The organism is Stenotrophomonas sp. 22692, from assembly GCF_052045015.1.
Taxonomy (GTDB): Bacteria; Pseudomonadota; Gammaproteobacteria; order Xanthomonadales; family Xanthomonadaceae; genus Stenotrophomonas; species Stenotrophomonas geniculata.
In genome coordinates this window covers 108,116-134,895 of sequence record NZ_JBQEMR010000003.1, presented here as the reverse complement: position 1 = coordinate 134,895, position 26,780 = coordinate 108,116, and the positions used below count along the sequence as shown (strand labels likewise).

25 protein-coding genes are annotated in these 26,780 nt (G+C 62.0%); 19 read left to right on the top strand and 6 right to left on the bottom strand.

The window, feature by feature from the left end:
* Window positions 1–7 precede the first annotated feature (7 nt).
* From ACTJJM_RS05160 to ACTJJM_RS05150, 3 genes are read left to right on the top strand one after another with little or no spacing between them, the layout of a single operon-like run.
* Window positions 8–700: a YjbF family lipoprotein gene (locus ACTJJM_RS05160; protein WP_126560405.1), complete on the top strand. Its 693-nt coding sequence runs from the start codon at window positions 8–10 to the stop codon at window positions 698–700.
* Entirely contained in the window at window positions 697–1,470 is a 774-nt protein-coding gene (locus ACTJJM_RS05155; protein WP_100053203.1) for a capsule biosynthesis GfcC family protein, read from the top strand. The genes ACTJJM_RS05160 and ACTJJM_RS05155 overlap by 4 nt, the downstream gene beginning before the upstream one ends.
* Entirely contained in the window at window positions 1,470–3,590 is a 2,121-nt protein-coding gene (locus ACTJJM_RS05150; protein WP_071305742.1) for a YjbH domain-containing protein, read from the top strand. The genes ACTJJM_RS05155 and ACTJJM_RS05150 overlap by 1 nt, the downstream gene beginning before the upstream one ends.
* A gap of 182 nt (window positions 3,591–3,772) precedes the next feature.
* Here the strand turns inward: ACTJJM_RS05150 and ACTJJM_RS05145 are convergent, their stop codons facing one another.
* Window positions 3,773–6,001 (bottom strand): polysaccharide biosynthesis tyrosine autokinase, encoded by a 2,229-nt coding sequence (locus ACTJJM_RS05145; RefSeq protein ID WP_071305743.1) that lies wholly within the window; start codon window positions 5,999–6,001, stop codon window positions 3,773–3,775.
* 38 nt (window positions 6,002–6,039) lie between these two features.
* Window positions 6,040–6,480 carry a low molecular weight protein-tyrosine-phosphatase gene (locus tag ACTJJM_RS05140; RefSeq protein WP_071305744.1) on the bottom strand — a complete coding sequence of 147 codons (441 nt, stop codon included), beginning with the start codon at window positions 6,478–6,480 and terminating at the stop codon, window positions 6,040–6,042.
* A gap of 315 nt (window positions 6,481–6,795) precedes the next feature.
* Between ACTJJM_RS05140 and ACTJJM_RS05135 the strand changes: the two genes are divergently transcribed.
* From ACTJJM_RS05135 to ACTJJM_RS05065, 15 genes are all read left to right on the top strand, one after another.
* Window positions 6,796–8,217 (top strand): undecaprenyl-phosphate glucose phosphotransferase, encoded by a 1,422-nt coding sequence (locus tag ACTJJM_RS05135; protein WP_126559715.1) that lies wholly within the window; start codon window positions 6,796–6,798, stop codon window positions 8,215–8,217.
* A gap of 99 nt (window positions 8,218–8,316) precedes the next feature.
* Window positions 8,317–9,651 carry an oligosaccharide flippase family protein gene (locus tag ACTJJM_RS05130; protein WP_157806013.1) on the top strand — a complete coding sequence of 445 codons (1,335 nt, stop codon included), beginning with the start codon at window positions 8,317–8,319 and terminating at the stop codon, window positions 9,649–9,651.
* A 33-nt stretch (window positions 9,652–9,684) separates the two neighbouring features.
* Window positions 9,685–10,506, top strand: coding sequence for a glycosyltransferase (locus ACTJJM_RS05125; protein WP_224329258.1), 822 nt, complete (start codon window positions 9,685–9,687; stop codon window positions 10,504–10,506).
* Window positions 10,503–11,813, top strand: coding sequence for a polysaccharide pyruvyl transferase family protein (locus tag ACTJJM_RS05120; RefSeq protein WP_071305747.1), 1,311 nt, complete (start codon window positions 10,503–10,505; stop codon window positions 11,811–11,813). Before ACTJJM_RS05125 ends, ACTJJM_RS05120 begins: the two co-directional genes overlap by 4 nt.
* A 2-nt stretch (window positions 11,814–11,815) precedes the next feature.
* On the top strand, window positions 11,816–12,925 hold the full coding sequence (locus ACTJJM_RS05115; protein ID WP_224329257.1) for a glycosyltransferase: 1,110 nt from the start codon (window positions 11,816–11,818) through the stop codon (window positions 12,923–12,925).
* A complete protein-coding gene (locus tag ACTJJM_RS05110) occupies window positions 12,915–14,051 on the top strand; it encodes an EpsG family protein (RefSeq protein WP_100053207.1) in 1,137 nt (378 codons plus the stop codon). Before ACTJJM_RS05115 ends, ACTJJM_RS05110 begins: the two co-directional genes overlap by 11 nt.
* 10 nt (window positions 14,052–14,061) lie before the next feature.
* On the top strand, window positions 14,062–14,610 hold the full coding sequence (locus tag ACTJJM_RS05105; RefSeq protein WP_100053208.1) for an acyltransferase: 549 nt from the start codon (window positions 14,062–14,064) through the stop codon (window positions 14,608–14,610).
* A 63-nt stretch (window positions 14,611–14,673) separates the two neighbouring features.
* Window positions 14,674–15,711: a UDP-glucose 4-epimerase GalE gene (gene galE, locus ACTJJM_RS05100; protein ID WP_235650429.1), complete on the top strand. Its 1,038-nt coding sequence runs from the start codon at window positions 14,674–14,676 to the stop codon at window positions 15,709–15,711.
* A gap of 158 nt (window positions 15,712–15,869) precedes the next feature.
* Window positions 15,870–17,402, top strand: a complete 1,533-nt coding sequence (amaB, locus tag ACTJJM_RS05095) for an L-piperidine-6-carboxylate dehydrogenase (protein WP_241877735.1) — start codon at window positions 15,870–15,872, stop codon at window positions 17,400–17,402.
* 40 nt (window positions 17,403–17,442) lie between these two features.
* Window positions 17,443–18,252: an SDR family NAD(P)-dependent oxidoreductase gene (locus tag ACTJJM_RS05090; protein WP_053442899.1), complete on the top strand. Its 810-nt coding sequence runs from the start codon at window positions 17,443–17,445 to the stop codon at window positions 18,250–18,252.
* Window positions 18,253–18,412: 160 nt separating this feature from the next.
* The gene (locus ACTJJM_RS05085; RefSeq protein WP_049410816.1) at window positions 18,413–18,697 is read left to right on the top strand and encodes a DUF4190 domain-containing protein; all 285 of its coding nucleotides are present in this window, start codon (window positions 18,413–18,415) and stop codon (window positions 18,695–18,697) included.
* Between the two features lie 5 nt (window positions 18,698–18,702).
* A complete protein-coding gene (locus tag ACTJJM_RS05080; RefSeq protein ID WP_099589761.1) occupies window positions 18,703–19,473 on the top strand; it encodes a class I SAM-dependent methyltransferase in 771 nt (256 codons plus the stop codon).
* A gap of 8 nt (window positions 19,474–19,481) precedes the next feature.
* The gene (locus ACTJJM_RS05075; RefSeq protein ID WP_019338469.1) at window positions 19,482–20,537 is read left to right on the top strand and encodes a quinone-dependent dihydroorotate dehydrogenase; all 1,056 of its coding nucleotides are present in this window, start codon (window positions 19,482–19,484) and stop codon (window positions 20,535–20,537) included.
* Between the two features lie 8 nt (window positions 20,538–20,545).
* The gene (gene murB, locus ACTJJM_RS05070) at window positions 20,546–21,607 is read left to right on the top strand and encodes a UDP-N-acetylmuramate dehydrogenase (protein WP_440865208.1); all 1,062 of its coding nucleotides are present in this window, start codon (window positions 20,546–20,548) and stop codon (window positions 21,605–21,607) included.
* A 32-nt stretch (window positions 21,608–21,639) separates the two neighbouring features.
* Window positions 21,640–22,527 (top strand): DMT family transporter, encoded by an 888-nt coding sequence (locus ACTJJM_RS05065; protein ID WP_019338467.1) that lies wholly within the window; start codon window positions 21,640–21,642, stop codon window positions 22,525–22,527.
* A gap of 118 nt (window positions 22,528–22,645) precedes the next feature.
* Here the strand turns inward: ACTJJM_RS05065 and ACTJJM_RS05060 are convergent, their stop codons facing one another.
* The 3 genes from ACTJJM_RS05060 to ACTJJM_RS05050 all read right to left on the bottom strand — a co-directional run bounded on the left by ACTJJM_RS05060 (window position 22,646) and on the right by ACTJJM_RS05050 (window position 25,371).
* Window positions 22,646–23,650, bottom strand: a complete 1,005-nt coding sequence (locus ACTJJM_RS05060; RefSeq protein WP_440865207.1) for a phosphotransferase — start codon at window positions 23,648–23,650, stop codon at window positions 22,646–22,648.
* Between the two features lie 99 nt (window positions 23,651–23,749).
* The gene (locus ACTJJM_RS05055; RefSeq protein ID WP_440865206.1) at window positions 23,750–24,784 is read right to left on the bottom strand and encodes a DUF418 domain-containing protein; all 1,035 of its coding nucleotides are present in this window, start codon (window positions 24,782–24,784) and stop codon (window positions 23,750–23,752) included.
* Complete coding sequence (locus tag ACTJJM_RS05050) at window positions 24,781–25,371, bottom strand: TetR/AcrR family transcriptional regulator (RefSeq protein ID WP_019338464.1); 591 nt, start codon at window positions 25,369–25,371, stop codon at window positions 24,781–24,783. Before ACTJJM_RS05050 ends, ACTJJM_RS05055 begins: the two co-directional genes overlap by 4 nt.
* Before the next feature lie 143 nt (window positions 25,372–25,514).
* On the opposite strand from ACTJJM_RS05050, the gene ACTJJM_RS05045 reads away from it, so the two are divergent.
* The gene (locus ACTJJM_RS05045; protein WP_029550851.1) at window positions 25,515–25,940 is read left to right on the top strand and encodes a DoxX family protein; all 426 of its coding nucleotides are present in this window, start codon (window positions 25,515–25,517) and stop codon (window positions 25,938–25,940) included.
* Here ACTJJM_RS05045 and ACTJJM_RS05040 read toward each other — a convergent pair.
* Window positions 25,913–26,716 (bottom strand): APH(3')-II family aminoglycoside O-phosphotransferase, encoded by an 804-nt coding sequence (locus tag ACTJJM_RS05040; protein WP_053442897.1) that lies wholly within the window; start codon window positions 26,714–26,716, stop codon window positions 25,913–25,915. The two genes, ACTJJM_RS05045 and ACTJJM_RS05040, sit on opposite strands and share 28 nt — an antisense overlap.
* Window positions 26,717–26,780: the final 64 nt, after the last annotated feature.

Sequence of the window (26,780 nt, the reverse complement as noted above, 5' to 3'; positions counted from 1 at the left end):
CCGCACCATGAGCAGGATCGCTCAGGCCGCCACCCGACACGCAAACCGCCAGCGCCCCGTGGCGCTGGCCTTGCTTGTACTCATCACCGCAACCAGTTGCGGCGTTGTGGGCAAGACCAGCGTCAAGTCGGTCCAGATGGCGCTGCAGGGCAAGCCCGACGTGGAGCCCACGGCCGCCGAGGTGGCCGCCAATCGATTCCCGCAGATCAAGGTCACCGGTCCGGCAGGCGGCGCCGTCTTGGTGCTTGGCAACATCGACTCCGGGCGCCAGGCCTGGTACAGCTCCGAGCGAAGCATCGTCTTCCTCCGTGATGGTGTCGTCGTCGGAACCCACGGCAGCAGCCCGGAGCTTCAGGACATGACGCTCGAAGGGGACTCCCCCTTCCACGCGCTGCACCGGATAGCAGACGGCACGACCGTGCAACGCCGATACGACGTGATGCCTGATTATCGTTATGGAATGAAGGTCATCGGCACCCTGACCACCCTGGGCAAAGAGAAGGTCCATATCCTGGAGAGCGAACGCGAGCTGCTGCACGTGCGGGAGCAGCTTCAGGGCGAAGGCTGGAAGCGCGACAACCACTACTGGGTCGATCCTGCCAACGGGTTCATCTGGAAGAGCATCCAGGCCATCGCACCCGACACCAGCCTTGAAGTTGTCCAGCTCAAGCCCTACTCGCAGGACCTGCAGAACCGATGACACTGCGACCGATCATCCTTGGGCTGGCACTGGCGCTGGCCACCCATGCGCACGCCTCATCGCCGATTGGCGTCGAAGCGGTCGGCCATGTCCGTAACCCTGGCGCACACACCCTGCCTGCCCGGGCCCGCCTCAGCGCGGCAGCACTCGCAGCAGCACCGGATACAGAAGCCTACATGCCGGGAGCGGCGCTTCTGCGACAACGCTCACTGCTGCCTCAGACCCGCCTCAAGGCCGGCCTGCTCTTCGACCTTGAAACGCTCGCTTCTCAGCAGGACGCCCCGGAGCTTGCCGAGGCAGCCGCTCTACTGGCGCGCGAACTCGGGGATCTACCCGTAACGGGGCGTGAGCCACAGCTGCTTGATCCGCGCCGCCTTGAAGCAAGCGCCACGGAAAATCGGCCCGCACTTGAGGGCGACCGCGTTGTCTATCCCGGTCGACCCGATACCGTGCAGGTGACTGGTGCCGTAGCACAACCGTGCAAGCTCGAACATCAGTTCTCGCTTGACGCACGACACTATCGCAGCGCCTGCCCCATCCTGCCAGCGGCGAGCCGGGATGATCTCTACGTCATCCAGCCCGACGGCAAAGTGCAGCAACTCGGCGTGGCCCTGTGGAACCGCAGCACACCCGTGCACCTTGCTCCTGGAGCGGTGATCTATGTGCCGCTGGACGCCGCGAAGATCCGCACGATTGCCCCCGATGTCAACGAGGATGCCGTGCGCTTCCTTGCCACCCAGGTGCTGGATGCACCCGGAGTTTCATACTGATGCGCCATCGTTCCATCCCATTGGCACGCGCCGGTGTTGCCCTTCTCAGCCTGAGCGTCAGTGCTGTATTGCACGCACAAACTGCCCCTGCTCCCACCGCCAGCGATTGGGGCGGCGTTGGCCTGCTGCAGACCCCCACCGCACGCATGGCCGACGACGGCGAGGTGAGCTTCACCGCAAGCCATACCTCGCCCTACAGTCGCTACAACGTGGTGATGCAGCCCCTGCCCTGGGTCGAAGGCGCGTTCCGCTATGTATCGGTAGCGAACCGACGCTATGGCCCGGAATGGCTGAGCGGCAAGCAGAACTACAAGGACAAGTCGATCGACCTGAAGGTCCGGCTGTGGCAGGAAAGCCGATGGGCGCCCGAGCTGTCCGCAGGCTTCCGCGATATCGGCGGTACTGGCCTGTTCTCCAGTGAGTATCTGGTTGCAAGCAAGCGATTCGGGCCCATCGATGCAAGCCTCGGCCTCGCCACCGGCTACATCGGCAATCGAGGCGATTTCTCGAACCCACTTCGGGTGATCAGCGATCGCTTTGAAGAGCGCCCGCGCGCGCAGGGCACTGGCAACTTCAACAGCAAGGGTATGTTCCGCGGTCCCGTCGGCATCTTCGGCGGCATCGCGTACCAGACCCCCTGGGAGCCCCTGCAGCTGAAGCTTGAGTACGACGGCAACGACTACAAGCGCGAACCACAGAACAACAATCAAACGCAGAAGAGCCCGATCAACCTGGGCGCAAGCTATGCCGTGAATCCCAACGTGCAACTGCATCTTGGCTGGGAGCGCGGCGACACAGCCATGTTCGGCATTACCCTGCGCGGCAATGTGGCACGAGCGAAATCCACGCCCAAGCTGCTGGATCCACCCCCAGTTGCGCGAGCATCCGCGGCACCCTCTGCGCAGTCAATCGATGACATCGACTGGCCCGCCTTGAGCCGGACCCTGGAAGAGAACGCCGGCCTTCGTGTCACGGGCATCAGCCGACGTGGATCGGAAGTCATTGTCAGCGGCGAACAGCGTCGGTTCTACTACCCGGCGCAGGGAGTTGGCCGCGCGGCGCGCATCCTTGATTCCGAACTGCCATCCGATACCACCTGGTTCACGATCGAGAATACCCGCCTGGGCGTACCCGTCGTGGAAAGCAGCATCGAGCGCAGCACCTTCAACAGTTACCTCGACAATCGTACCCCGCTGAGCGAACTGGCCGGCCACATCGAGCAGGCAGCGCCTGCGCAGCAGCGCCGCGAGAGCCTTTATGCGGCGCCACTTCGACGCTACGACGGCGCGTTCAATATTGGATACCAGCAGCAGCTCGGTGGTCCCGATGGCTTCTTCCTGTTCCAGGTCGCAGGCACCTACTCGGCCAATTTCCACTTCACGCGGAATACCTGGCTGAGCGGAACGCTCAGCTACAACGCGTACAACAACTACGACCGCTTCCGCTACGACGCCCCAAGCAACCTGCCTCGGGTCCGCACGAACATCCGTAAGTACTTGACTACGGAAGACCTGACCCTGACCAACCTGCAGTTCACCAGCAATCATCAGCTGGGCAAAGACCTGTATGGCTCGGCCTACGCCGGGCTGTTCGAGGCCATGTACGGCGGTGTGGGTGGTGAGATCCTCTACCGCCCCCTCAATGAGCGCTGGGCCGTGGGTGCCGAGCTGAACTGGGTGAAGCAGCGCGATTTCGATCAACGCTTCAGCTTCCGCGACTACAGCACCACCACCGGCCACGCCAGCTTCTATTATCAGTGGGGCGATGAGCACAAGATCACCAGCATGATCAGCGCCGGTCGCTACCTGGCAAAGGACTGGGGCGCCACGGTCTCGGTCGCGCGCGCCTTCGACAATGGCGTCAACATGGGCGCATACGCCACCAAGACCGATGTTTCATCCAAGGACTTTGGCGAAGGCAGTTTCGATAAGGGCATCTTCATTTCGATCCCCTTCGACTTCCTGCTGCCACGCTCAACCCGCGCGCGTGCAACGTTCGCTTGGAATCCGCTGTATCGGGATGGTGGCGCGCGCCTGAGCCGAAGCTATGCGCTGTACCAGCTGACTTCAGAGCGGGATCCGGACTTCTTCTTCAACAATCTCGACAGAATCGACGACTGACGACGGGCATCCACCCCACTCGACAGAGACCAAGGAAGGGCCGGCTGCCAGCGCAGCCGGCCCTTCTCGTTTGCATGCGCTGACCTGGTGTCCTGCAGCCAAAAGAAAGGGCCGGTTGCACATGCAACCGACCCTTCCTCTCTCCCGGAGGTGAAAGCCCTTCAGCTCACCCCTTGGAGCAATCACTTCTCGCTTGAAGCGTACTCGTAGTAGCCATAGCTGTAATAGCCCGTGGCACGCTTCTCCACCGCATTGAAGATCGCGCCCTTCACCTTCACGCCATTCTGCTCGAAGCGCTTCATCGACAGCTCGATCTCCTTCGGCTGGTTCACGCCGAATCGCGTCACCATCAGGGTAGAGCCGGCGTGGTTGGCCACAATTGCGGCGTCGGTGACCGCAAGAATCGGCGGCGTATCGACGATCACCAGGTCGTATTCCTTGGCCAGGCCCTCCAGCAGCTGCAGGAAGCGCGGGTGCATCAGCAGCTCGGACGGGTTCGGCGGAATATCACCGCGGGTGATGTAATGCATGTTCTCCAGGCCCGGGACGGCATGAATCGCATCCTGCAGCGTCACCTTGCCGGCCAGCACGTCAGACAAGCCCCCGGAATGCGACACGCCCAGCACCTTGTGCAGAGTGCCCTTTCGCATATCAACGTCGACGACAAGGACCTTCTGGCCCGCCTGAGCGACGACAGCCGCCAGGTTCGCCGAAATGAAGGTCTTGCCGACACCGGGCCGCGGGCCCGAGATGGCCAGAATGTTGTTCTTGGCCTCAAGCATTGCAAAGTGCAGGCTTGTGCGGAGGCTGCGCAATGCCTCCACCGCCAGGTCGGCGGGCTCGGCAGCGGCCAGAAGGTGGGACCGGCCATCTGCCACCACGCGCTTCTTGCCACCCTTGCCCTTCTGAACCTTCAGAAGATTCCGCGAGTTGCTGAGCGGAATGGCGGCATACACGGGCAACCCCAGTTCCTCGATCTGCGCCGGATCCTCCACGCCAGGATTGAGCATGCGGAGCAGGAAAACTGCGGCCGTGGACAGGAATGCGCCCAACAGGAACGACACAAGAACAATCAGCGGCTTGCGAGGCTTCACCGGCTTGCTGATATCAACGATCGCATCATCAACGATCCGGACATTGCCAACCGTACCGGCCCGCGCAACATCCAACTGCTGCGCCTGGTTCAACAGCGCGGTGTACAGCTCGTTGCTGACCTGCAGATCACGGGTATGTCGCAGCAGTTCCTGCTGCGTATCAGGCAGCGCGCTCACTTCACGACGGAAGCCACTCTTGCGTGCCTCAAGCTCGCCGATCTGGTTCAGCATCGCGCGGTAGGCCGGATGCTCGCGCGTGAAGCTGCGATCCATCTCCGCCTGCTTCAGGCGCAGCTGCTGGATGCTGGCCTCAACGGCGACCTCCTGCTCGAGCAGACCCTTGGTCTGCATCGTAATGTCGACGGAATTCGAACGGGACTGATAAGCCGCCATTGCCGCCTGCGCGTCCTCCACCTGCTTGCGCACGGTTGGGAGCTGATCCTTCACGAAGGCAAGCTGCGTCGCGGCCTCGGCAGAGCCGCGGTCGACGTTCTGCCGGACGTAGGCTTCAGCAATGTTCTGCACCAGCGCCTGCGCACGATCCGCATCGGTGTCTTCATAGCTGACGCGAAGGATGCCCGAGTCCTTGCCCTGTTCGGACGCGCGGATGTCTTCCTGCAGCCCGGCGATGACATCGAGGCGACGCTGCTTGGTCAGCGTGAAGCGCATGCCCGGATTGGCATTCAAGCTCGCGACTTCAATCTTGATCCCGCGCGCCTCGGCGGGCATGCCGACCTTGCCGGCAAGAATGGTTTCGCCCTCGTCATCAAGCAGCGAGTACTCCCCAGCCTTGTCACCTGCAACAAGCATCATCGGCTCGTCGAGCAGCCGTGCCGGAACATCCAGGCGATGGATCTTCAGCTCATCGCCGCCCCAGCCATAGCTGGAAAGCCCCAGAACCGGAGCCGCCACTTCACCCTCGGTCTCACCCGAGAAACGACGTGCAATCAGCCCGCCCACCAATGGGAAACGCCTGGGCTCGATGACCGTCTCAAGCTGCATCTTGTCAACCGCGGTACCGACGATCGTGCGCGAGGTCAGCAGCGCAACCTCAGTGGTGGACGCGGTACTGCCGCCGCCGCCAAGAGAGGTCAGATCTGCAAGACCCGGAATGGTCGGCATCTTCGACTCAACCTGCACCGTGGCCTCTGCCCGATACACCGGCGGCGTCAGGATCGCGTAGGCGGCGCCAACCATCGCGAACAGGAAGGTTGTTCCCAGGATCCACCACTTGCGGTCAATCAGAACGCCCAGCAGATCCCGCAGATCAATCTCGTCGTCTTCGCGGGTGGACCGCGCACTGGTTTCCTTGGTCATAGCTTCCGTTTCGTGAAAACACCGCACCAGTGCGGCAATTACTTGATGTGGCTGGCCCAGCGGGCAACGCCCTGCTCGATCAAACCGTAGACGTGTTCGAACGCGATCCTCTGCTGGCGGTAGGGATCAGGGATCTCCGCCCTTCCATCCCAATGCCCCAGCAGGAATGTCTTGCCGCTTACCTGAGGAACCTCGCGGGCGATTCGCACCACGTGGGACTGCTCCATCACCAGCACCAGGTCAGCCGCCGCCAGCACGGATGGCGTCGCCAGACGCCCTCGATGGGCGCTGGGGTCATGCCCCTTCTCCCGAAGCAGCTCTCCCGCGGTCTCATCTATCGGCCGACCGACCAATGCCTGAAGCCCTGCGGAAGAGACATCTACCCCTGTGCGATCCCTGAGCTGGTGCCGCATGAGCACTTCTGCGGTTGGGCTTCGACAGATGTTTCCGATGCAGACCAACAGCACCTTGTTGAACATGGGCCAATCCTCTGGCGGGGCGACGTGAGGTGCATAACGTCAGCCACCAACGCTTCGCATACGAAAGTTAGCCAAGCAGCATACCTGACATGAGGGTGTAACTGAACCCAGCCCTACCAGGCCGATGAGGCGGCGCCCCTGGCCCTAACCCCGGAAATCCGGACGCAGGTCACGCCTTGGTGAAGGTTCTGTTATCATCCTGTGATCGATTGTAACAGCTAACGGGTTGGACTGACGGCCGGATCGGCGCTGCCAGCCTGCCGGGCAGCGAGGCGATTGCTGGATGCACGGATTCTCTACAAGGAAGAAATCGACATGTCTTACATGCCTGCACGGCACCACGCTGGGCTCTGGAACGCTTCAGGAAACAGGTTTGCCCCTGCGCTCAGCCTAGCTCTGCGGGTCGGAGACCCAATTGTTCTGGTGGTAGCCGCGCTGGCCGCCTACGCGATGAGATTCGGCGATCTGCACATGCCGATGAACTATGCCCGCTTGGTCTCCATCACCGTTCTCTTCGCACTTCTCGTCCTTGGGTCCTCGTCATTGTACGAGAGCTGGCGCGGGCGCGGGCTGCTCGCCGAGTTCGGCAAAGTCCTGATGAAGCTGGCCGTGATTTTCGGCGGCCTTCTCGCCTACTCGACCGCGATCCAGGTAACCGATGAGCTTTCACGCATATGGCTTGCCTCGTGGTTTGGCATGAGCCTGGCGGGCGTAATCGCACTCCGCATTGGCGTTCGCGGCATCGCCGGCTGGATCCGGGCCCGGGGCGCAGACTTGCGGAGCGCCGTCATCGTGGGCGCCACGACCGATTCGCAGCACATCGTCAGCTCCCTGAGGTCGGCATCCTGGGCAGGAATTGAGGTGCGCGGCTGGTTCGGAACCCCCTCTGACCGCGGCAGCGTGCAGCATGCAAGCAAGCTGGGGGAACTGGATGGGCTCGGCGCGTACGTGGAGGCCAATCATATCGACCAGGTGTGGATTGCCCTGCCGATGCGCGACGAAGACAACATCGCAATTGCCCTGAATCAGTTGCAGCATTCCACTGCCGATATCAAGTTCGTGCCTGACATGTTCGGGCTGCACCTGCTGAACCACTCCGTCGAGCAGGTCGCGGGCCTTCCTGTCATCAATCTTCAGCAGACCCCCCTTCAGGGCGGCGCCCGCCTGATCAAGGCCCTGGAAGACCGCATCCTTGCCGGCCTCATCCTGCTCATGATCTCCCCGATCATGCTCGCGATTGCAGTGGCGGTGAAGCTGAGCTCCCCAGGCCCGATCTTCTATCGGCAGGAGCGGATGAGCTGGAACAACAAGACGTTCTGGATGCTGAAGTTCCGCTCGATGCCGGTCGACGCTGAAGGCGCGTCTGGCGCAGTGTGGGCGAAAGCGGGCGAGAATCGCGCTACCCGCGTGGGCAGTTTCCTTCGCAAGACCAGCCTGGACGAACTACCACAGTTCATCAACGTCCTGCTGGGCGACATGTCGATCGTTGGACCGCGGCCGGAGCGGCCGGTGTTCGTGCACAAATTCAAGCACGAGATTCCGTCCTACATGAAAAAACACATGGTGAAGGCGGGCATCACCGGCTGGGCACAGGTCAACGGTTGGCGAGGCTCTACCGATCTTCACAAGCGCATCGAATGTGACCTTTTCTACATTGAGAACTGGTCGCTTGCGTTTGATCTGAAGATTGTCGTGATGACCCTGTTCAAGGGATTTGTCAACAAGAACGCATACTAAATCTCGAACGCCAGCCAGTGCAGAGTACAGCCGAGCACGAGGCAATGTCGCAACCGACATCCCAGCTTGCGACCGTTCGCAAGACGCAAGAAGAACACTGTGAGCAGCCCACCCCGCACCCCCAAGTCCCCTCGACTTACAGCCGCAATTCAGATCTGCCTCCTGTGGGGCGGCTCACTGGCGGGAGCAGGACTTGCCTTCCTTACCCAGGTCGTGCTCGGCAGACATATGGGGCCAGGCGACTATGGCATCTTCAGCAATGCGCTTGCGCAATGCATGTTGCTTTCTCAGGTAGCTGGGCTTGGCCTCCAAACTTTCTGGCTCAGTGCTTATGGCCGAGAAGGGCGTCATGGCGCAAGATGGATTCCCGGCTGCCTGAAACTCCTTGCGGCATCCTCGACACTGGCGCTGCTCACACTGCTCCTCATCGCAGCTCTTGGCCCAGGCTCCCATCGCACAGCCGAAACACTCGCTTTAATGGCGCCAAGCATTTTGGGCTTCGCAGCAGTCGAGCTTGTGGCGGCCAAGCTTCAGCTTGAGGAACGATTCGCATCAGTCGCAGCATGGCAGGCTATTCATCACGGGCTGAGATTCGCGCTCATCCTTCCCATCGTGATGACTGCCACTGGCGAAATCCTGCTTGAGACCAGCGCAGCGTACTCGCTAGTAGCAGTGATCATTGTTGCTATCGCAATCCAGCAGCTGCGCCGGATGCTGCGCAATGATTTTGAACCTCTCGGGCACCACGGCCACCGGGCACGCGAGGACACAGACGAAGCCCCAGGAATGCTGAGGACCCTCGCACACGTATGGCCCTATGGCGCCGACACTCTTCTCTACCTTGCCTACTTCCAATGCAGCAATATTCTGCTGCTGTATCTCGCCGGCGATCGCGACGCAGGCATATACTTTGCCGCCTTCACGATAATGAATGCAACGTACCTCTTGCCGACGACGCTTTACACCAAGTTTCTTCTGTCAAAGCTTCATCGATGGGCCCATCATGATCAGACCAAGCTGCTCCGCGCGCTCAAAACCGGAAGCGCCTCGATGCTCGCGGCCGGTACAGCATGCGGACTTGCCATTTGGCTCGCCAGCGACTTCATCATCAACGTCCTGTACGGCTCGAGATTCCAGGACGCCAAGCCCGTCCTCGTGACCTTGGCGATCTGCGCCCCGATTCGATTCGTCAGCACCAGTATCGGTGCGATTCTGACTACTGGCTCCCAAATGCGAATGCGCGTGACAATCAAAGCACTCTGCGCCGCCCTCTGCGTGGCCCTCAACATGCTACTTATTCCGGAGCACGGAGCTACGGGAGCGGCGGTTGCCACCCTCGGAACCGAAGTAGGATTACTACTGCTTTTTTCGACTGCCATCTACGTTCGACGCACCGCTATTTTCAGAAGCGCGCACAATCAGTATGCGCACTAATCTAAATAGAATAACATCCTGACAGGAACTACAGTGGAAACAAGGAATCCAGCCATCTCAGTCATCATGGCTGAATTTAATACGGATCCAGGACATCTTGAGGCATCGGTACGGAGTATCACGACTCAAACGTTTGATGATTTCGAGCTCGTCATTGTGGACGATGGCGGAAGAAATGACCTCGAAGAATTGAAGTCACGAATTGGCGACAGCAGGATCAGGATTATCCGCAACGGGGAAAATAGAGGCTTCGTCTATTCGCTAAATCTAGCAATCCAAGCCGCGAGGGCGCCGCTTATCGTGAGGATGGATACTGATGACATAGCAATGAATGATCGCATTGAAAAGCTTTATAAATTCATGTGCGACCACCCAGAATTCACTGTAGCAGCCTCTCTTGCAATAGAGTTCTCCAATGAAACCGGCAATGGCCATATTCTCGGGAAGCCTGGAGAGAAGGGACCAAAGCAGCTCATGCACGGCGACGCCCCAATTCATCCGGCGGTAATTTATCGTCGTAGCGACATCATTTCGGAAGGGATGTACGACAATTATCACCGCGCGGAAGATTTGGCACTTTGGTGCAAGCTCATCGTAGCTGGGAAGCGAATCTTCGTTATGGACGAAATCCTACTCAACTATCGCGTCAATCCGGGCGACTTCAGGAAGCGAACATTGAAGAATCGCGGCGGCGAAATCAAGGCGCGCCTGCACTACTACCCCGCGCTGGGCGCCTCTCCATTTGATTACTTCCATATCTGCAGATCAATTGTCGCCGGAATTCTCCCAACCAAGCTGGTGATCAGCCTACGCAATCTGTTTGTACTCGGCCCCAAGAAGGAACCCGGCGCATGACGCATGATCAGGCCCTCAATACTTACATGGACGTCAAGTGGAAGATAAAGCGCATCGTGTCCGACGCAAAAATTCCGCTGCGCAGTAAGTTCAACCAAACAAGATATGCATTGAAGTCGCTTCGCGAAGTCGGGAAGCCGGATCAGAGTAAGCTCGGCATCAAGGGCCGAATTTATGTATTTCTTCTTGGGAACGAACTGGCCGCTGCGCTGATTTTTCTTGAACTCGCAATGCTGAAGGACGCCAAACGGCTAATCCCTTCTCAAATCGTCAATCTGTTTAAGTATCACTTCCTCCCGGCAAAGATCGCCTCTAGCCACCAGCGGAAGGGCCGTACAGCGTATATTTTCATGGTGCCTGATCTAGGCAATATTGGCGACCTAGCAATTGGCCTTGCACAGAAATCCTTCCTGGAAAAAAATCTCCACGGCTACGATGTGGTTGAAATTGCTCACAGCAACACTTACGAATCGGCCCGAGTGGTCAAGAAGCACTCCACCGCGGATGACATCATATTTCTGACAGGCGGCGGAAATATGGGGACTATCTATAAAGATGCGGAACAGCAACGCCGATTCTTGATACGTCTATTTAAACGAAACCGCATCTATCAGTTTCCGCAATCAGTATTCTTCGAGCACTCCTCGGCCGGCGCCAAATTTCTTGCAAAATCCAAACGCATCTACTCCCAGCACAACAGACTGACGTTAATTGCCAGAGATCAGGCCAGCTACAACAAGATGAAGTCCAGCTTCCCACAAAATGAGATTGCGCTTCACCCAGACACCGTCATCAGCTTGGCGCCAGTTTCCTCCACAGAACCCAGAAGAAACCAGGTAGTCCTTTCGATTCGCAGAGATATCGAATCGGGACTTGACGGAAAAATGGTTAATTCGCTGGAGCAGGAGCTGGTGAAGACCGGAATTCGAGTCATACACCGTGACACCAACGTTGACAACATGCATCATCAGCTGGACGAGCGCGAAGGCTCGATATCAGCAATTTGGGGCGCCTATCTTTCGTCCCGACTGGTAATCACTGATCGACTGCATGGCGTCATATTCTGCGCAATTACGGGCACACCCTGCGTTGCAATGGATAACCTCAACGGGAAAGTCCGGAATCTCATTCAGACATGGCTGCAACAGGCCAGTTACATCACGGCGGTCGACCACCCCAGTACGGAAGATATTCTGGAGAAAGCGTCCGCGATGCTGTCGAAATTCCCCCAAGGTGCATCACCGATCACTCTGGATGCCGACTTCGAGCGCATGGCCGATCTTTTCAAGCGCGCAGGAAGGCATTGACCATGAGCAGAGTTGTTCACGTCGTCGAAGCGACCGCTACTGGCACTCTCACCATGGTATGTGCCGCAGCGAATCTTTCGGCAGCTAGAGGCTTAAATGTTCATGTTATCTACTCCAGACGACCTGAAACTCCGCACAATGTCGCCACTCTGTTTCATCAAGATATCAGACTCCACGAGCTTCCGATGGGGGGCCCGAATGCACTCAGAGCGATATGGTCATTGCGCGAGAAGATAGTTCGGCTAGGACCGGATATCGTTCACCTGCACTCCTCTTTTGCGGGCTTCATCGGACGCCTCGCCACATTTGGAATTTTGCCGAAAGCAAAGATTTTTTATAGCCCTCACTGCATCTCTGTCATGCGCCAGGATATCGGCGGCAAGCGATTCATATTCGCAGCGCTGGAACGCCTAGCCAACATTAGGCGATGCACATACCTCGCGTGCTCAATGAGTGAGAAGAATGAAATTCTTCGCTGGACCGGCGCCAACGCCAAGCTTCTGGAGAATGCCGTAGAGTCCGTTTCGACAGTTGAATCAATTGACGCCACGCCACGCAACGGCCCGATAAAGATCGTGACAGCAGGGGGCGTGCGCTTACAAAAGGGACCCGAGGAATTTGCGACCATTGCAAGAGCGTGCCTGGAAGAAGGCATCGACGCAGAATTCAAATGGATCGGCGACGGGGAGCTGAAAGCAGTTGATAAGCTAGCCGACAGCGGCGTTTCAATTACTGGATGGTTACCCAAGACTGACGTGTACGCAGAGCTGAAAGCCGCAGACATTTACCTTTCAACCGCACGATGGGAGGGCCTTCCTGTATCCATAATCGAGGCAATGACCAGCAATACTTTGGTAATTGCCAGCAGATGTGCAGGGAATGTCGATGTCATCGATCATGAAAGAACTGGACTACTCTACTCCAATCCGCGCGAAGCGAAGGAGTTTATTCAGAGCATCATCAATGACAGCTTTGATTTCAATCGAATCAAGCGCGCGGCAAATATTGAAGCAAAGACCCGCTTTTCGCTGACCGCCTTTGACAAACGCCTACACGAACTTTACGGCATCCCGCTGAAATCCGACAAGACAGCCGATCACAATGAGCACTGAAGTCTTGCTCTCACTATTCCTTCCGATTTTCTTTGGCGCTGCAATTATTTGCCTCACCATTCGGAACACGCCAGCGTATGCAGCGACCACAAGCGCCAGCGCGAGGGCACTGAAACTGATGCTTCTGGCCGCACCGGTATTTGTGTACGGGTTCTATTTAGTCGCACTAAGACCCCTTGACGCTGGCAATGACACATTTCGCTACGTCCTCACCTACTCCAATCTGAATGGGCCAACTAGCGCAATCGCGATCGGAACCCTTTACTACGGCAATACGGAATTCCTCTGGTGGCCGCTTCAGAGCATTCTGGCAACCTTTCTTAATTCCTCGAACTGGCTGATCGCCAATTTCGTATTGGTGTTCGTCGCAACATGGTTCTTTTATCGTAGCGCGGCGCGATCGTTAGGGCTGTCAAGCGCGATATTCGCCTTGGTTTTTCTTACCTTCTTCCTCGTCTACTCAGGGAACATCATGCGACAGGCGCTTGCGGCTCCGCTGGGCGCGCTTGGGTTCTTCCTGTTCTTCCAGAGGCGCCGCATCTCTGCGTCCCTCCTCATTGCCGTAGCGATTGGCTTGCACTGGTCCAGTGTGGCGTTCCTCGCAGCTCCATTGTTTAACCTACGCCTTCTTGATCGAGACAGGGCCTACCTGATCGTTGCTCTCAGTGCACTTATCTTCTCCACGCTGGCCTCCAAGATCATAGGAGACCTAGTCGCCACTATTGGCATATCCAGCTTGACTGACAAGTTCAATCTGTATTTCTCAGGGGCACATGAATCGCATGTAGGAGCGGTATGGAAGACGGCAAACTTCTGGATATGCACCCTATTGTCAGCAACATTCCTTTCCTTCATTAACCCAAGATCTCTAAGCAACAGCTTTCTACACAAGTACACCTGCCTTTTTCTATCGCTAATTCTATTTGGCGTAAACACAGCGGACTTTGCCGAACGGTACATGCCCTTCTTGTTGCTGGCGGCCCCCCTCCAGGCAGCGCTATTGGTGGACAGGATAAGAGCACCCGCCCCTCTTAAGAGCGCCATGTACCTCTACTCGTTCATCGTCCTTTCTGCGCTCGTATTACTCGCTGAAAGTTCCCAGCACACGCTTGGCTACACATTGTAGAGGAATTGAAATGACCTATAGAGTCATGAGGCTGCTGGAACTGATACTAGCCGCCTTGAAGATCATATTAATGAGGATGTGCTACGGCCCGAACACACTGGCAGCACATCCCATAGGATTTGGACCTCGCCTGAACATAAAAATAAGATCAGGAGGAAGCGTATCCATTGGGAAAATAATTTCCAGAAACGATCTTTCGATATTCTGCGACGGAGGAAAAGTCACCATTTCGTCCGGCGTATTTTTTAATAATGGATGCTCTCTCAATTGCATGAGCAGGATAGAAATTGGAGAGAACACGCTCTTTGGTGAAGGAGTTCGCATTTACGATCACGATCACGCCATTTCAGAAACGGGCATACCGCTGAAAGATAGCTTCCTGGCCGACCCCATAGTAATCGGCAGCAACTGCTGGATTGGATCCAACGCATTGATTCTCAAGGGCGTGCGAATTTGCGATGGCGTAACCATCGGAGCGGGAGCAGTTGTCCGCAAGTCGATCTCCGAGCCTGGCGTCTACGTCGCAAAGCAGCTCACGAACCTTTCAAAGGTGGGCTAGATCCCTCGCCTGAAGTAGACCGACAGCCTCTAGTGCATTAATAACATCAAGGACGGAAACCTCATGACGCATATCCTCATCTGCGGCGGCGCCGGCTACATCGGCAGCCACATGGCCCAGTACCTGACCGAAGCCGGCCACTCCGTAACCGTGCTCGACAACCTGTCCACCGGTCACCGCGACGCCGTCCGCTGGGGCGAACTGCTGGAAGCCGATCTACTGGCCCCCGAAACACTCGAGCGCGCCCTCCAAGGCCGTCACTTTGACGCCGTGATGCACTTCGCCGCACGTTCGCTGGTGGGCGAATCGGTTTCCGCTCCTTATACCTACTACGCCAACAACGTCACTGGCACACTGAACCTGCTGGAGGCCATGCGCCGCCACGACATCGATCGCATCGTGTTCTCTTCAACCGCTGCGGTATTCGGCAATCCACAGTCGAATGTGATCGATGAGGACCACCCCAGGGCGCCCATCAACCCCTATGGCGCCAGCAAGCTGATGGCAGAGCGGATCCTCGCTGACGCAGCCACGGCCTACGGCCTGCGTTCGACCTGCCTGCGCTACTTCAATGCCGCAGGCGCTCTGCCCGACCACGGCATCGGCGAGGCCCATGCCTGCGAAACCCACCTGATCCCCAATGTCCTGCGTGCCGCCTTGGGTATAGGCACGGCCATGAAGGTGTTCGGCGATGACTACGCAACGCCCGACGGCACCTGCGTGCGCGACTATGTACACGTGCAGGACCTGGCCCAGGCACACGCACTGGCTCTTGAGTACATGGAGCACACGCCCGGCGCGCACGCCTTCAACCTGGGCAATGGTCAGGGCTTCTCTGTCCGCGAAGTCATCGCCGCTGCCGCAGAGGTAAGCGGGCGAAGCATTCCATTTGAGTTGGCGGAACGCCGGCCGGGCGATCCAGCCAGCCTGGTCGCCTCCTCCACCCGCGCTCAGCAACTGCTGGGTTGGCGACCCATATGGACCGAGCTGGCACCGATCATCGACAGCGCCTGGCAGTGGCATCGCAACCCGCCCACATGGTCGCCGCAGCCGGCGATTCCTGACACCGCGCGCAGCCCGGGCGAAGCCCTGCCTGCCTGAATAGGCATCCCTCACTGGGATGGCGTCTCGGCGTGGCCTCACCCCGCACCGCACCAAAGCCCAACCACCACCCTCTGCTACCATCCGCGGTTCTGTTCATCGCGTCCCCCACCTGCCCGCGATGGCGCCAAACAACGTAACGAAACACAGGAGTCTGCATGTCTTCCGAGCTGCTCAAGTCCCTTGGCCTGGACGCGATCAACGCTGGCACGTACCTGGGCAACGGGGAGTGGTCGAGCGCGACCAGCGGTGAGCTGATCACCCCGGTCAACCCGACCACCGGCGAGCCGATCGCACAGGTCCGCGCGACCACCGAGGCCGAGTACGAGACCGTCGTCGCCCGCGCCCAGGAAGCCTTCAAGATCTGGCGCACCACGCCGGCCCCGCGCCGGGGTGAAGCCGTGCGCCTGTGCGGCGAAGCGCTGCGCAAGCACAAGGACGCGCTGGGTTCGCTGGTCGCCCTGGAAATGGGCAAGAGCAAGCCGGAAGGCGACGGCGAAGTGCAGGAGATGATCGACATCGCCGATTTCGCCGTGGGCCAGAGCCGCATGCTGTACGGCTACACCATGCATTCCGAGCGCCCCGGCCACCGCATGTACGAGCAGTACCACCCGCTGGGCCTGGTCGGCATCATCTCGGCCTTCAACTTCCCGGTGGCGGTGTGGAGCTGGAACTCGTTCCTGGCGGCCATCTGTGGCGACGTGTGCATCTGGAAGCCGTCCAACAAGACGCCGCTGACCGCCATCGCCTCGCTGAAGATCTGCAACGACGCCCTGCGCGAAGCCGGTTTCCCGGACATCTTCTTCCTGATCAACGATGCCGGCACCGCGCTGTCGGAGAAGATGGTCGATGACCGCCGCGTGCCGCTGATCAGCTTCACCGGCTCGACCCAGGTCGGCCGCACCGTCAACGAAAAGGTCGCGCGCCGCCTGGGCCGCTGCCTGCTGGAGCTGGGCGGCAACAACGCCATCATCCTGGACGAAACCGCCGACCTGAAGCTGGCCGTGCCGGGCATCGTGTTCGGCGCCGTCGGTACCGCCGGCCAGCGCTGCACCACCACCCGCCGCCTGATCGTGCACCGCTCGATCTACGCCGACGTGCTGGCCACCCTGGTCAAGGCCTACAAGCAGGTGGAAGGCAAGATCGGCGACCCGACCGATGCCGCCAACCTGATGGGCCCGCTGAACAGCGACGGCGCCGTGCAGCAGTTCCTCAATGCCATCGCCCAGGCCAAGGCGGCCGGCGGCACCATCGAGACCGGTGGCACCCGCATCGACCGCGCCGGCAACTTCGTGCTGCCGGCGATCGTCTCCGGCCTGAAGAACAGCGACGCCGTAGTCCAGCACGAGACCTTCGCGCCGATCCTGTACGTGATGCCGTACGACAGCATCGACGAAGCCATCGACATGCAGAACGGCGTGCCGCAGGGCCTGTCGTCCTCGATCTTCACCCAGAACCTGAAGACCGCCGAGAAGTTCCTGTCGGCCGCCGGCAGCGACTGCGGCATCGCCAACATCAACATCGGCACGTCCGGTGCGGAGATCGGCGGCGCCTTCGGTGGCGAGAAGGACACCGGCGGTGGCCGCGAATCCGGTTCGGATGCGTGGAAGGTCTACATGCGCCGCCAGACCAACACCATCAACTATTCGGATTCGCTGCCGCTGGCACAGGGCATCAAGTTCGACCTGTAACGCTTTCTGTAGTGCCGGGCCATGCTCGGCAGGATGTGCAATGAACACCGCAGGAAATGCAGCCGAGCATGGCTCGGCGCTACAGGGTGGCAAGCCGGTGATTGATTTCACCGGCCGCCGCGTGCTCATCGCCGGTGGCAGCAAGGGCATTGGCCGTGAGATGGCGCTGGCATTTGCCGGCGCCGGTGCGCGGGTCTCGGTCTGCGCCCGCGGCCAGGCCGGCCTGGATGCCCTGCGTGCCGACGCGCAGGCGCAAGGCGTCGGGCTGCACGCCTTCGCTGCCGATCTGGGCGAGGCCAACCAGATCCAGGCCTGGCTGCAGGCTGCCGCCGATACACTCGGCGGCATCGATGTGCTGGTCAACAACGCCACCGGCTATGGCATGGCCGATGACGAGGACGGCTGGGCCGCCAGCCTGCAGATCGACCTGATGGCGGCGGTACGGGCCTCGCGCCTGGCACTGCCGTGGCTGCGCGCATCCTGCGATGCCTGCATCCTCAACCTGTCCTCGATCGCCGCCCAGCAGCCGCGTCCCGGTGGCGCGCCCTACGCTGCCGCCAAGGCCGCGCTGTCGCACTACACCACCTCACAGGCACTGGCGCTGGCCAAGGACCGGATCCGGGTCAATGCCATCGCCCCGGGCTCGATCGAGTTCGATGACGGCCTGTGGGATCGCCGCCGCACCGAAGATCCCGCGCTGTACCACGGCACCCTGGCGAAGATCCCGTTCGGCCGCTTCGGCCACCCGCGCGAGATCGCCGACGCTGCCCTGTTCCTGTGCTCGCCGCTGGCGCGCTGGATCACCGGTCATGTGCTCAACGTGGATGGTGGCCAGGTGTTGATGGGCTGAATTTGTAGAGCCGAGCCCATGCTCGGCTTGCGCGCAAAGCGCGGTCCATACCGCATCGGCCCAGAGTTCAGCCGAGCATGGGCTCGGCTCTACAGGGCACTGCCCATGGGATTGCCCGGGCAGAGGCACTATCATGTGCATACTGCCAAGGAGGACCCCGATGAGCGTGGCACCCCGACAGACAAGCGCCCTGGCCGTGGTCAGCCTGGTCATGGGCATCGCCAGCTGGACCGTCCTGCCCTTCGTGGCCAGCATCGTGGCCATCATCACCGGCCACATGGCCCGCGCCGAGATCCGCCGCCGCCCGCATGAACTGGAAGGCGATGGCCTGGCCGTCACCGGCCTGGTGCTGGGCTGGGTGATGGTCGGCGCCGTGATCGCCGCCATCCTGGTCTTCATCCTGTTCTTCGGCGGCCTGGCCTGGCTCGCCACGATGTCGAACTGATCATCATGACCACTTCCGACAGCACTGAACGCTTCAGCAGCCGCGTCGCCGACTATGTCCGCTACCGGCCCGATTACCCGCCCGCCCTGTTGGAGTGGCTGCATGGCCCGATGGGCGTCAGCCACGAGGCCGTGGTCGCCGACATCGGCGCCGGCACCGGTATTTCCAGTCGCCTGTTCCTGGCCAGCGGCCATCCAGTAGTCGCGGTTGAACCCAACGCCGCCATGCGGGGCGCGGCCGAGGAATGGCTGGCACCGCAGTACCCGCAGTTCCGTGCGGTGGACGGCCGCGCCGAGGCCACCACACTGGACGATGCCAGCATCGATCTGGTCAGCGTCGCGCAGGCCTTCCACTGGTTCGACACCGTGGCGGTGCGCGCCGAGTGGCAGCGCATCCTGCGCCCGGGTGGCCTGGCACTGATCTACTGGAACTCGCGCCTGCTCGACGCCAGCCCGTTCCTGATCGGCTACGAGCAGCTGCTGCTGGACTACGGCACCGACTACACCGCCGTTGCCGAGCGCTACCAGGACGACGCCACCATGCAGGCGTGGTTCGGCCCCGGCCTGCGCGGCATGGTGGAGCTGCCGAACGTGCAATATCTGGATTTCGACGCCCTGCGCGGGCGCCTGCTGTCCTCCTCCTACGCACCCCAAGCCGGTCATCCGCGCCATGCGCCGATGATCGCGGCCCTGCAGGACCTGTTCGCCGCCCACGCGGTCGACGGCCAGGTTGCTTTTGAATATCGAACCCGAGCCTTCCTCGGCACGCTGGACTGAACCGACGCATGTATTCGCTTGCCCGCCCCTTCCTGTTCTCGCTCGACGCCGAGCGCGCCCACGGCCTCGGCCTGTCCGCACTGGACCTGGCCTATCGCACCGGCACCACGCCGCTGCTGGCTGCACGCATCGCGCCGATGCCGAGCACCGTGTTCGGGCTGACCTTCCCCAATCCGGTCGGCCTGGCCGCCGGCCTGGACAAGAATGGCGAGCACATCGATGCATTGTTCGCGCTGGGTTTCGGCTTCGTCGAGATCGGCACCATCACGCCGCGTCCGCAGGCCGGCAACCCGCAGCCGCGCCTGTTCCGGCTGCCGGCGCACAATGCGATCATCAACCGCATGGGCTTCAACAATGCGGGCGTGGACGCGCTGGTGCGCAACGTCGAACGCGCGCGCAACCGTCGCGGCCTGCTCGGCATCAACATCGGCAAAAACAAGGACACCCCCAACGAACAGGCGGTGGACGATTACATCGCCTGCCTGGACAAGGTGTATCCGCTGGCCGACTACATCACGGTCAACATCTCCTCGCCCAACACCGCCGGCCTGCGTGAACTACAGGAAGAAACCGCGCTGCGACAGCTGGTCAGCCAGCTGCGTGACCGCCAGGAAGCCCTGGCTGCGCAGCATGGTCGCCGCGTGCCGATGCTGGTGAAGGTGGCGCCGGACCTGAGCGAGCGCGACATCGATGCCGCCGCCCGCGTGCTCGGCGAGCTGCAGGTGGACGGCGTGATCGCCACCAACACCACCATCGACCACAGCAAGGTGGCCGGCGACCCGCTGGCCAACGAGGCCGGCGGCCTGTCCGGTGCGCCGGTGCTGGAGCAGTCCACGCTGGTGCTGCGCCGCCTGCGTTCGCGCCTGCCCGAATCGGTACCGCTGATCGGTGTCGGCGGCATCCTGTCCGGTGCCGATGCGGTGGCCAAGATGGCCGCCGGCGCGGCGCTGGTGCAGTGCTACAGCGGCCTGATCTTCCGTGGCCCGGCGCTGGTCTCCGAATGCGTGGAGGCGATCCGTCGCCGTCGCGAAGCACCGAGCCGCGGCGCGGTGGCCCCACTGTGAGCGCGCCCATGGATACCGTCGACGGCAACGCACCGCTGCGCTGGACGCTCACCCGCAATGCGCCGCTGCAGGCGCTGAACACCTTCCATGTGCAGGCCAGCGCCGCGCAGCTGCTGGAACTGCACGATGCCGCACTGCTGCCGGACGTGCTCGCGCTGCCCGAGGTGGCCAACGGCCCGCTGTTGGTGCTGGGCAGCGGCAGCAACGTACTGATCGCCGAGGACCTGCCTGGCACGGTACTGGTGTTCGGCAACCGTGACATCAGTTTCCTTGAACACCGCGCCGACCATGCGGTGATCCGCGCCGGTGCCGGCGTGCCCTGGCACGGGCTGGTGATGTGGTCCCTGCAGGAGGGCCTGTCCGGCCTGGAGAACCTGGCGCTGATTCCCGGCACCGCCGGTGCCGCGCCGATCCAGAACATCGGTGCCTACGGCGCGCAGGTCGGCGAATTCATCCAGGCCGTCGAGGCCTGGGACTGCCAGGAGCGGGCCTGGGTGCGGCTGGACAACGAACAGTGTGGCTTCGCCTACCGCGACAGCGTATTCAAGCAGCAGCCTGATCGCTACCTGATCACCGCCATCGAGCTCAAGCTGCCGCTGCTGCACGATCTGCGCATGGACTACGCCGGCATCCGCGAGGAACTGCAGGCGCAGGGCGTGGAATTGCCGAGCGCGGTGGACGTGGCCAACGCGGTGATCGCAATCCGCCGCCGCAAGCTGCCCGACCCGGATGTACTGGGCAACGCCGGCAGCTTCTTCAAGAACCCGGTGCTGCCGCTGGAACAGGTCGACGTGCTGCTGCGGCACTTCCCCGAACTGCCGGTGTTCCCGTCCGACCAGGACGGCAAGCGCAAGGTCTCGGCGGCATGGATGATCGAGTCCTGCGGCTGGAAGGGCTTCCGCGAAGGCGATGCCGGCGTGGCGCCAAGCCACGCACTGGTGCTGGTCAACCACGGCAACGCCACCGGTGCTGAACTGCTGGCGCTGGCGCGACGTATTTCCGCTTCGGTGCTGGAGAAGTTCGGCGTACCGATCGAACCGGAGCCCCGCCTGCTCGGCGCACAGTGGTGAACAGCCCCGCCCTCTCCCCCAGCGCGACCCCGATGCGGGCGGCGCTGCTGATGCTCGGCAGCACCATGGCATTTGGCCTGATGGCGGTGGCGATCCGCTATGCCACGCGCTACGTGCCGACCCAGGAAGTGGCGTTCTTCCGCAATGCCTTCGGCCTGCTCGCGTTGCTGCCGATGCTGCTGCGCCCCGGCCACGCGCCGCTGAAGACCCAGCAGCTGCCACGCTATTTCGTGCGCAGTGCGATCGGCCTGGGCTCGATGCTGTGCGCGTTCTGGGCACTGGGCCACCTGCCGTTGGCGCAGGCGGTTTCGCTGTCGTACTCCACGCCGTTGTTCGTCACCATCGCTGCCGTGCTGTGGCTGGGCGAGACCGTGCGCGTACGGCGCTGGGCTGCAGTGGTGGTCGGCTTCATCGGCGTGCTGGTGATCGTGCGCCCCGGTACCGCCGGCTTCACCGCGGGCAGCCTGGTGGCAGTGGCTGCCGCCGTGCTCAGCTCGCTGGTGGCGATCCAGATCAAGCAGCTGACCCGTATCGACAGCGCCGATACCGTGGTGCTCTATACCTACGTGTTCTGGGTGCCGCTGTCGCTGCTGCCTGCCCTGTTCGTCTGGGTCTGGCCCACCGGCGTGGCGTGGCTGTGGCTGTTGGCCACCGGCGTGCTCGGCACGGTCGGCCAGCTGCTGTGGACGCGGGCGCTGCGCCTGGGCGAAGTCTCGGCGCTGACCCCGATCAGCTTCCTGCAGCTGCCGCTGGTGACGCTGTGCGGCTGGCTGCTGTTCAACGAAACGGTGGACCGCTGGACGATCATCGGCGCCGGCATCATCCTTGCCGCGAACGCCTATATCGCCCACCGCGAAGCCGTACTGTCGCGGCGTGCCGCAAGTGCAGCGGCCTCGGCAGCGGCCAAGCCCGCCGAGTAGATCCACGCCAAACGTGGATGACGCTGCACTCCTCTGTAGAGCCGAGCCTACGCTCGGCTGCTCTTCGCGCCTCCACCGTTGACTGAGCGCGCAGGGTTCATCCACGCATGGCGTGGATCTACAGCGCGCGATACACCCGCTCCGCCGCATCGAACACATTGCCCGGTGCGAACTGCTCGCCCAGGTAGTGCAGCGACTGCCTGCGCAGTTGCGGCGAACGCTCCTCACCGTCGCTGCCCAGCAGCACCTGCTGGAACTCGATCAGGTCCTGGAGAATGCGCCAGTGCCGGTACCAGGCGATCCAGCGCGGGTCGCCGCGGTCGCTGCCGTAGCCGTCCTCGAAGCCCAGCGGACTCTCGCGCCCCCAGCGCCCGCCAACAGCCGCACCGATGAACATCAGGTCGCGCTCGCGCGGTGCCAGCGACAGGCCATCCCAGTCAATCAGGTGCAGGCCCCCGTCATTGCCCATCAGCAGGTTGCCGGCATGCAGATCGGTGTGGCACAGATGCAGCTCTACCGGCACGTCCTGCAATGCCGCGAGCAGCTCCCGTGCCTGCGCATGCAGCGCCGCGATGCGCGCATGCTGCCGGTCCCATACCGAAACGAAAGCGCGGCCCAGCCCATCCTTCGCGGCCGCCAGGCCCTCGCCAGCCAGCCATTGCCCGACGGTTTCCAGCGCCGCGGTTTCCAGCCGTACGATCGGCAGCGCCTGCAGCAGTTCCGCTGGCAGCTGCGCGCCGTGCAGGCGCCGCAGCACCTCCCCCAGCCGTTTCCACTGCGTGCGGCTCAACGCCGCCTCGAACCCGGACTGGCCTTCCACATAAGGGAACAGGGTGAACTGCAATCCCCAACGCTGCACCGACGCACCACCGGTCAGTGCCGGCCACGGCGCGACGATCTCATCGATGCCCAGCGTGCCGCGCATCCAATGCAGGCTGTCCCACACTGCGGGGTCGACCTGGTAGGTGCGGCATTTCAACCACCACTGCCCGTGCCGCGCATCGACGCGATACACGCTGGCATTGGCGTCGGCACCCACCGGGCGTGGCACCACGGCGGTAGGGGTGATGCCATAGGATTGTTGCAGGACTTCGCCGAGATGCTGCGCCGAAGCGAATGACATGGATGCAAGCGGAAAGTGTTACCTGCCGCCACTATCGCAGATGCACTCGCCACGACACAGACATGTCCGTCACAACATCGCCTCGGCACGAGCAGAGAACTAGCCTGCGATGCGCCGCATCACCGCCTCCAGCGGGCCGCGTGCGAACTGCCACGACCATAGCCAGGCCGCGCCCGTAGCCAGCATCAGGAACAGCAGTGCCCAGAGCAGCACCGACGCGAGCGATGCACGGCCATCGAGCAGGCCCAGGCTTTCCAGCGTACCCATGCCCAGCAGGATGTGGCCGACGTACAGGGTCAGGGTCATGCGCCCGGCCGCGGTGAACGGTTCCAGCCAGTCACCCGGTCGCGCACGCGTCAGCCACAGGCAGGCGGCAATGACACTGCACGCTGCGCCCGCACCGGTGAGTACGTAGGCGGGCCCCGACGGCATCGGCTGCGTTCCCAGCCACGCCTGCCAGGGCGTTCCCTGTGCAAGCTGCTGCACGCCATGTCCAGCCGCGATCAACAGCAAGCCCAGCACCAGCAGCGCACGCTGGACCCGCGGTTGCGACAGTTGCAGGCGTGCCAGCAACATCCCCAGCAGGAAGAAGCACAGCCACGGCAGCAGAGGATGGAAGCCATTGAACAGCAGGTTGCGGGCCGCGCCCGGCCATTGCCACAGACCGGCGTACTCCAGCGTCTGCCAGTTCCACCCCTGGCTGTAGTCCCAGTGCAGCAACGCCCAGAACGAACCGGCCGCCAGAGCGATGATGCTGGCCAGCAACACCCGCGGCGAGGCCCGCAGCCACAGCACCGCCAACGCGAAATACACCGCGTAGTAGTGCAGGATATCGGCTGGGAACAGGGTCAGGTTGAGCAGGCCCAGCGCCAGCAGGAACACCGCGCGGCGCCAGGTCTGCACACTGGCCGGCCACCACCCTTGCCGCTGCGTGGCCAGCACCAGGCCAAGGCCGGCCAGCGTGACGAAGGTCGCCGAGGCCTTGCCTTCCAGCAGATGGAAGAACCCTGCCAGCCAACCCTCACCCTCTGCGGGCACGGCCATCGCCAGGCGGAAGTTGACCAGCACCATGCCGGCCAAGGCCAGGTAGCGCGCCAGATCAAGGCCGTGCAATCGCCGGTCAACGGCGCTCATGCGCGTGCCCCGAGCAGCAGCGCGAGCAGGCCAAGATCCAGCGATGCCTCCTCGGTGCCATCGGCTTCGCCCAGCCCCCGACGCAGCGCATCGCTTTCGATGGCATCCAGCAGCACCTGCGCCTGCAGTGCCGCTGCCAGCACGGGGCGCCGCCGCTCGCGTTGCGCCACCTGCTGAAGGGCTTCGGCCAGCGTCGCCTGCAATTGCCTGCGATTGGCCGCAAATGCCTCGGCCACGGCCGGATTGCGTGCGCTCTCGGCCAGCACTTCGACGGCAAGCGTCGCCCATTCCGGCTGGCGGCACAGTGCATGGAAGTCCTGAAGGAAAACCAGTACCTGTGCACGCTCGCCATCGGACGCGGTCAGTCGCTGCAGCAACGGTGCCAGTTCTTCGCTCTCGGCCACCGCCACTGCAAGGATGATCGCTTCCTTGCCCGGGAAGTGGTTGTAGAGATTGCCCAGGCTGACACCGGCCGCCTGCGCGATGTCACGCATGCTGGTCTGGTGGAATCCCCTTGCGACGAAGCACTGCAGTGCCGCCTGCAGGATCAGGATCATGCGCTGCTCATTGCGGTCGATTCTGCTCATGCCACAAATAGTGAACGAACGTTCGTCCATTTTGAAGAGGGTAACCCGGCCACCACCGGGCTTCGTTCAGGCAGCCTTGACCTCAACCGCTGTTGAGGCCCGATGCTGCCCGCCCCGCCCAACGCTCAACCCGGAGTTGCTGCATGCCACGGATGATCTCCACCCTGCTCGACAGCCGCGTGCTGTGGTTCCTCGCCCGACTGCTGCTGGCCGTGGTGTTCCTGTCCTCGGGTCTGGCCAAGCTGCTGGCGTGGGACAACAGCGTGGCCGAAATGCAGGCGGCCGGGCTGCAACCGCCCGCGCTGTTCAACATCGCCAGCGCCGTGGTGCTGCTGGGTGGCTCACTGTGCCTGCTGCTCGATCGCCTGCTATGGCTGGGCAGCGGCGCGCTGGCGGTGTTCATGCTGCTGACCATCGTCATCGTGCATACCTTCTGGACCAAGCACGGCGCGGAACAGCAGCTGGCGATGTTCTTCGCGCTGGAACACCTGAGCGTGGTCGGCGGCCTGATCTGCGCGGGCATCGCCAGCCATGCGCGGGCTCAGAAGAACTCGTCGAGCAACCGGTAGAACGCCAGCCGACGCTCGTCGACCAACGCGCCGTAGCGCTGGAACAACGGCGCCACCCAACGCGTGTCGCCGAAGTTGTGAACCAGGCTGCGCGCGGCCAGCGCCAGGTCCTGGTAGCGGTCGGCCACACCCAGCCGCCCACAGTCGATGAAACCACTGAAACGCCCCTCGACCGCCATCAGGTTCGGCAGGCACGCATCGCCATGGCTGACCACCAGATCTTCATGCTCGGGCCGGGTGCTGCACAGTTCGGCGAACACCTGCTGTGCGCTCTGCCCCAGGCGCTCGTCATCGAAGTCATCGGCGTCGACCAGGCCCGCCTCCACCCTTGCCTGCGCGGCCTGCAGGCGCGAGGCCAATCGCTGGTCGAACGGACAGGCTGCCACCGGCAACACATGCAGCCTGCGCAGCGCGTCAGCCAGCAGTTCCACCAACTGCTGCGGCGCAAGTTCCGGCGACGAGGCCAGGTCGCGGCCGGGCAGCGCGCTCATCAGCAACCAGCGCCGGCCCGCTTCTTCGGCGGTGGCAATCACCGTTGGCGCCGGCACTCCCTGTGCCTGCAGCCAGCGCAGGCGCGCGATCTCATCGCCCAGCTCACTGAAGGCGTCGATCACTTCCGACTTCAGGAAGGCGTCAGCCTGCCCGGGACGATGCACTCGCGCGACATCCGCACGAGACACGCCGATCGACTGCCGCTCGATGCGCGCATCGGCCAACGCTTCCTGCCACGCCCGCGGCAGCGGCAGGCCATCAGTGAAGGGATCGGGTGCTCCCATGTCGGGATGCTCCTGTTGCTGGGGACCCTACGGATTCTCGCCGATCCCGAAGCACACCGCCCAG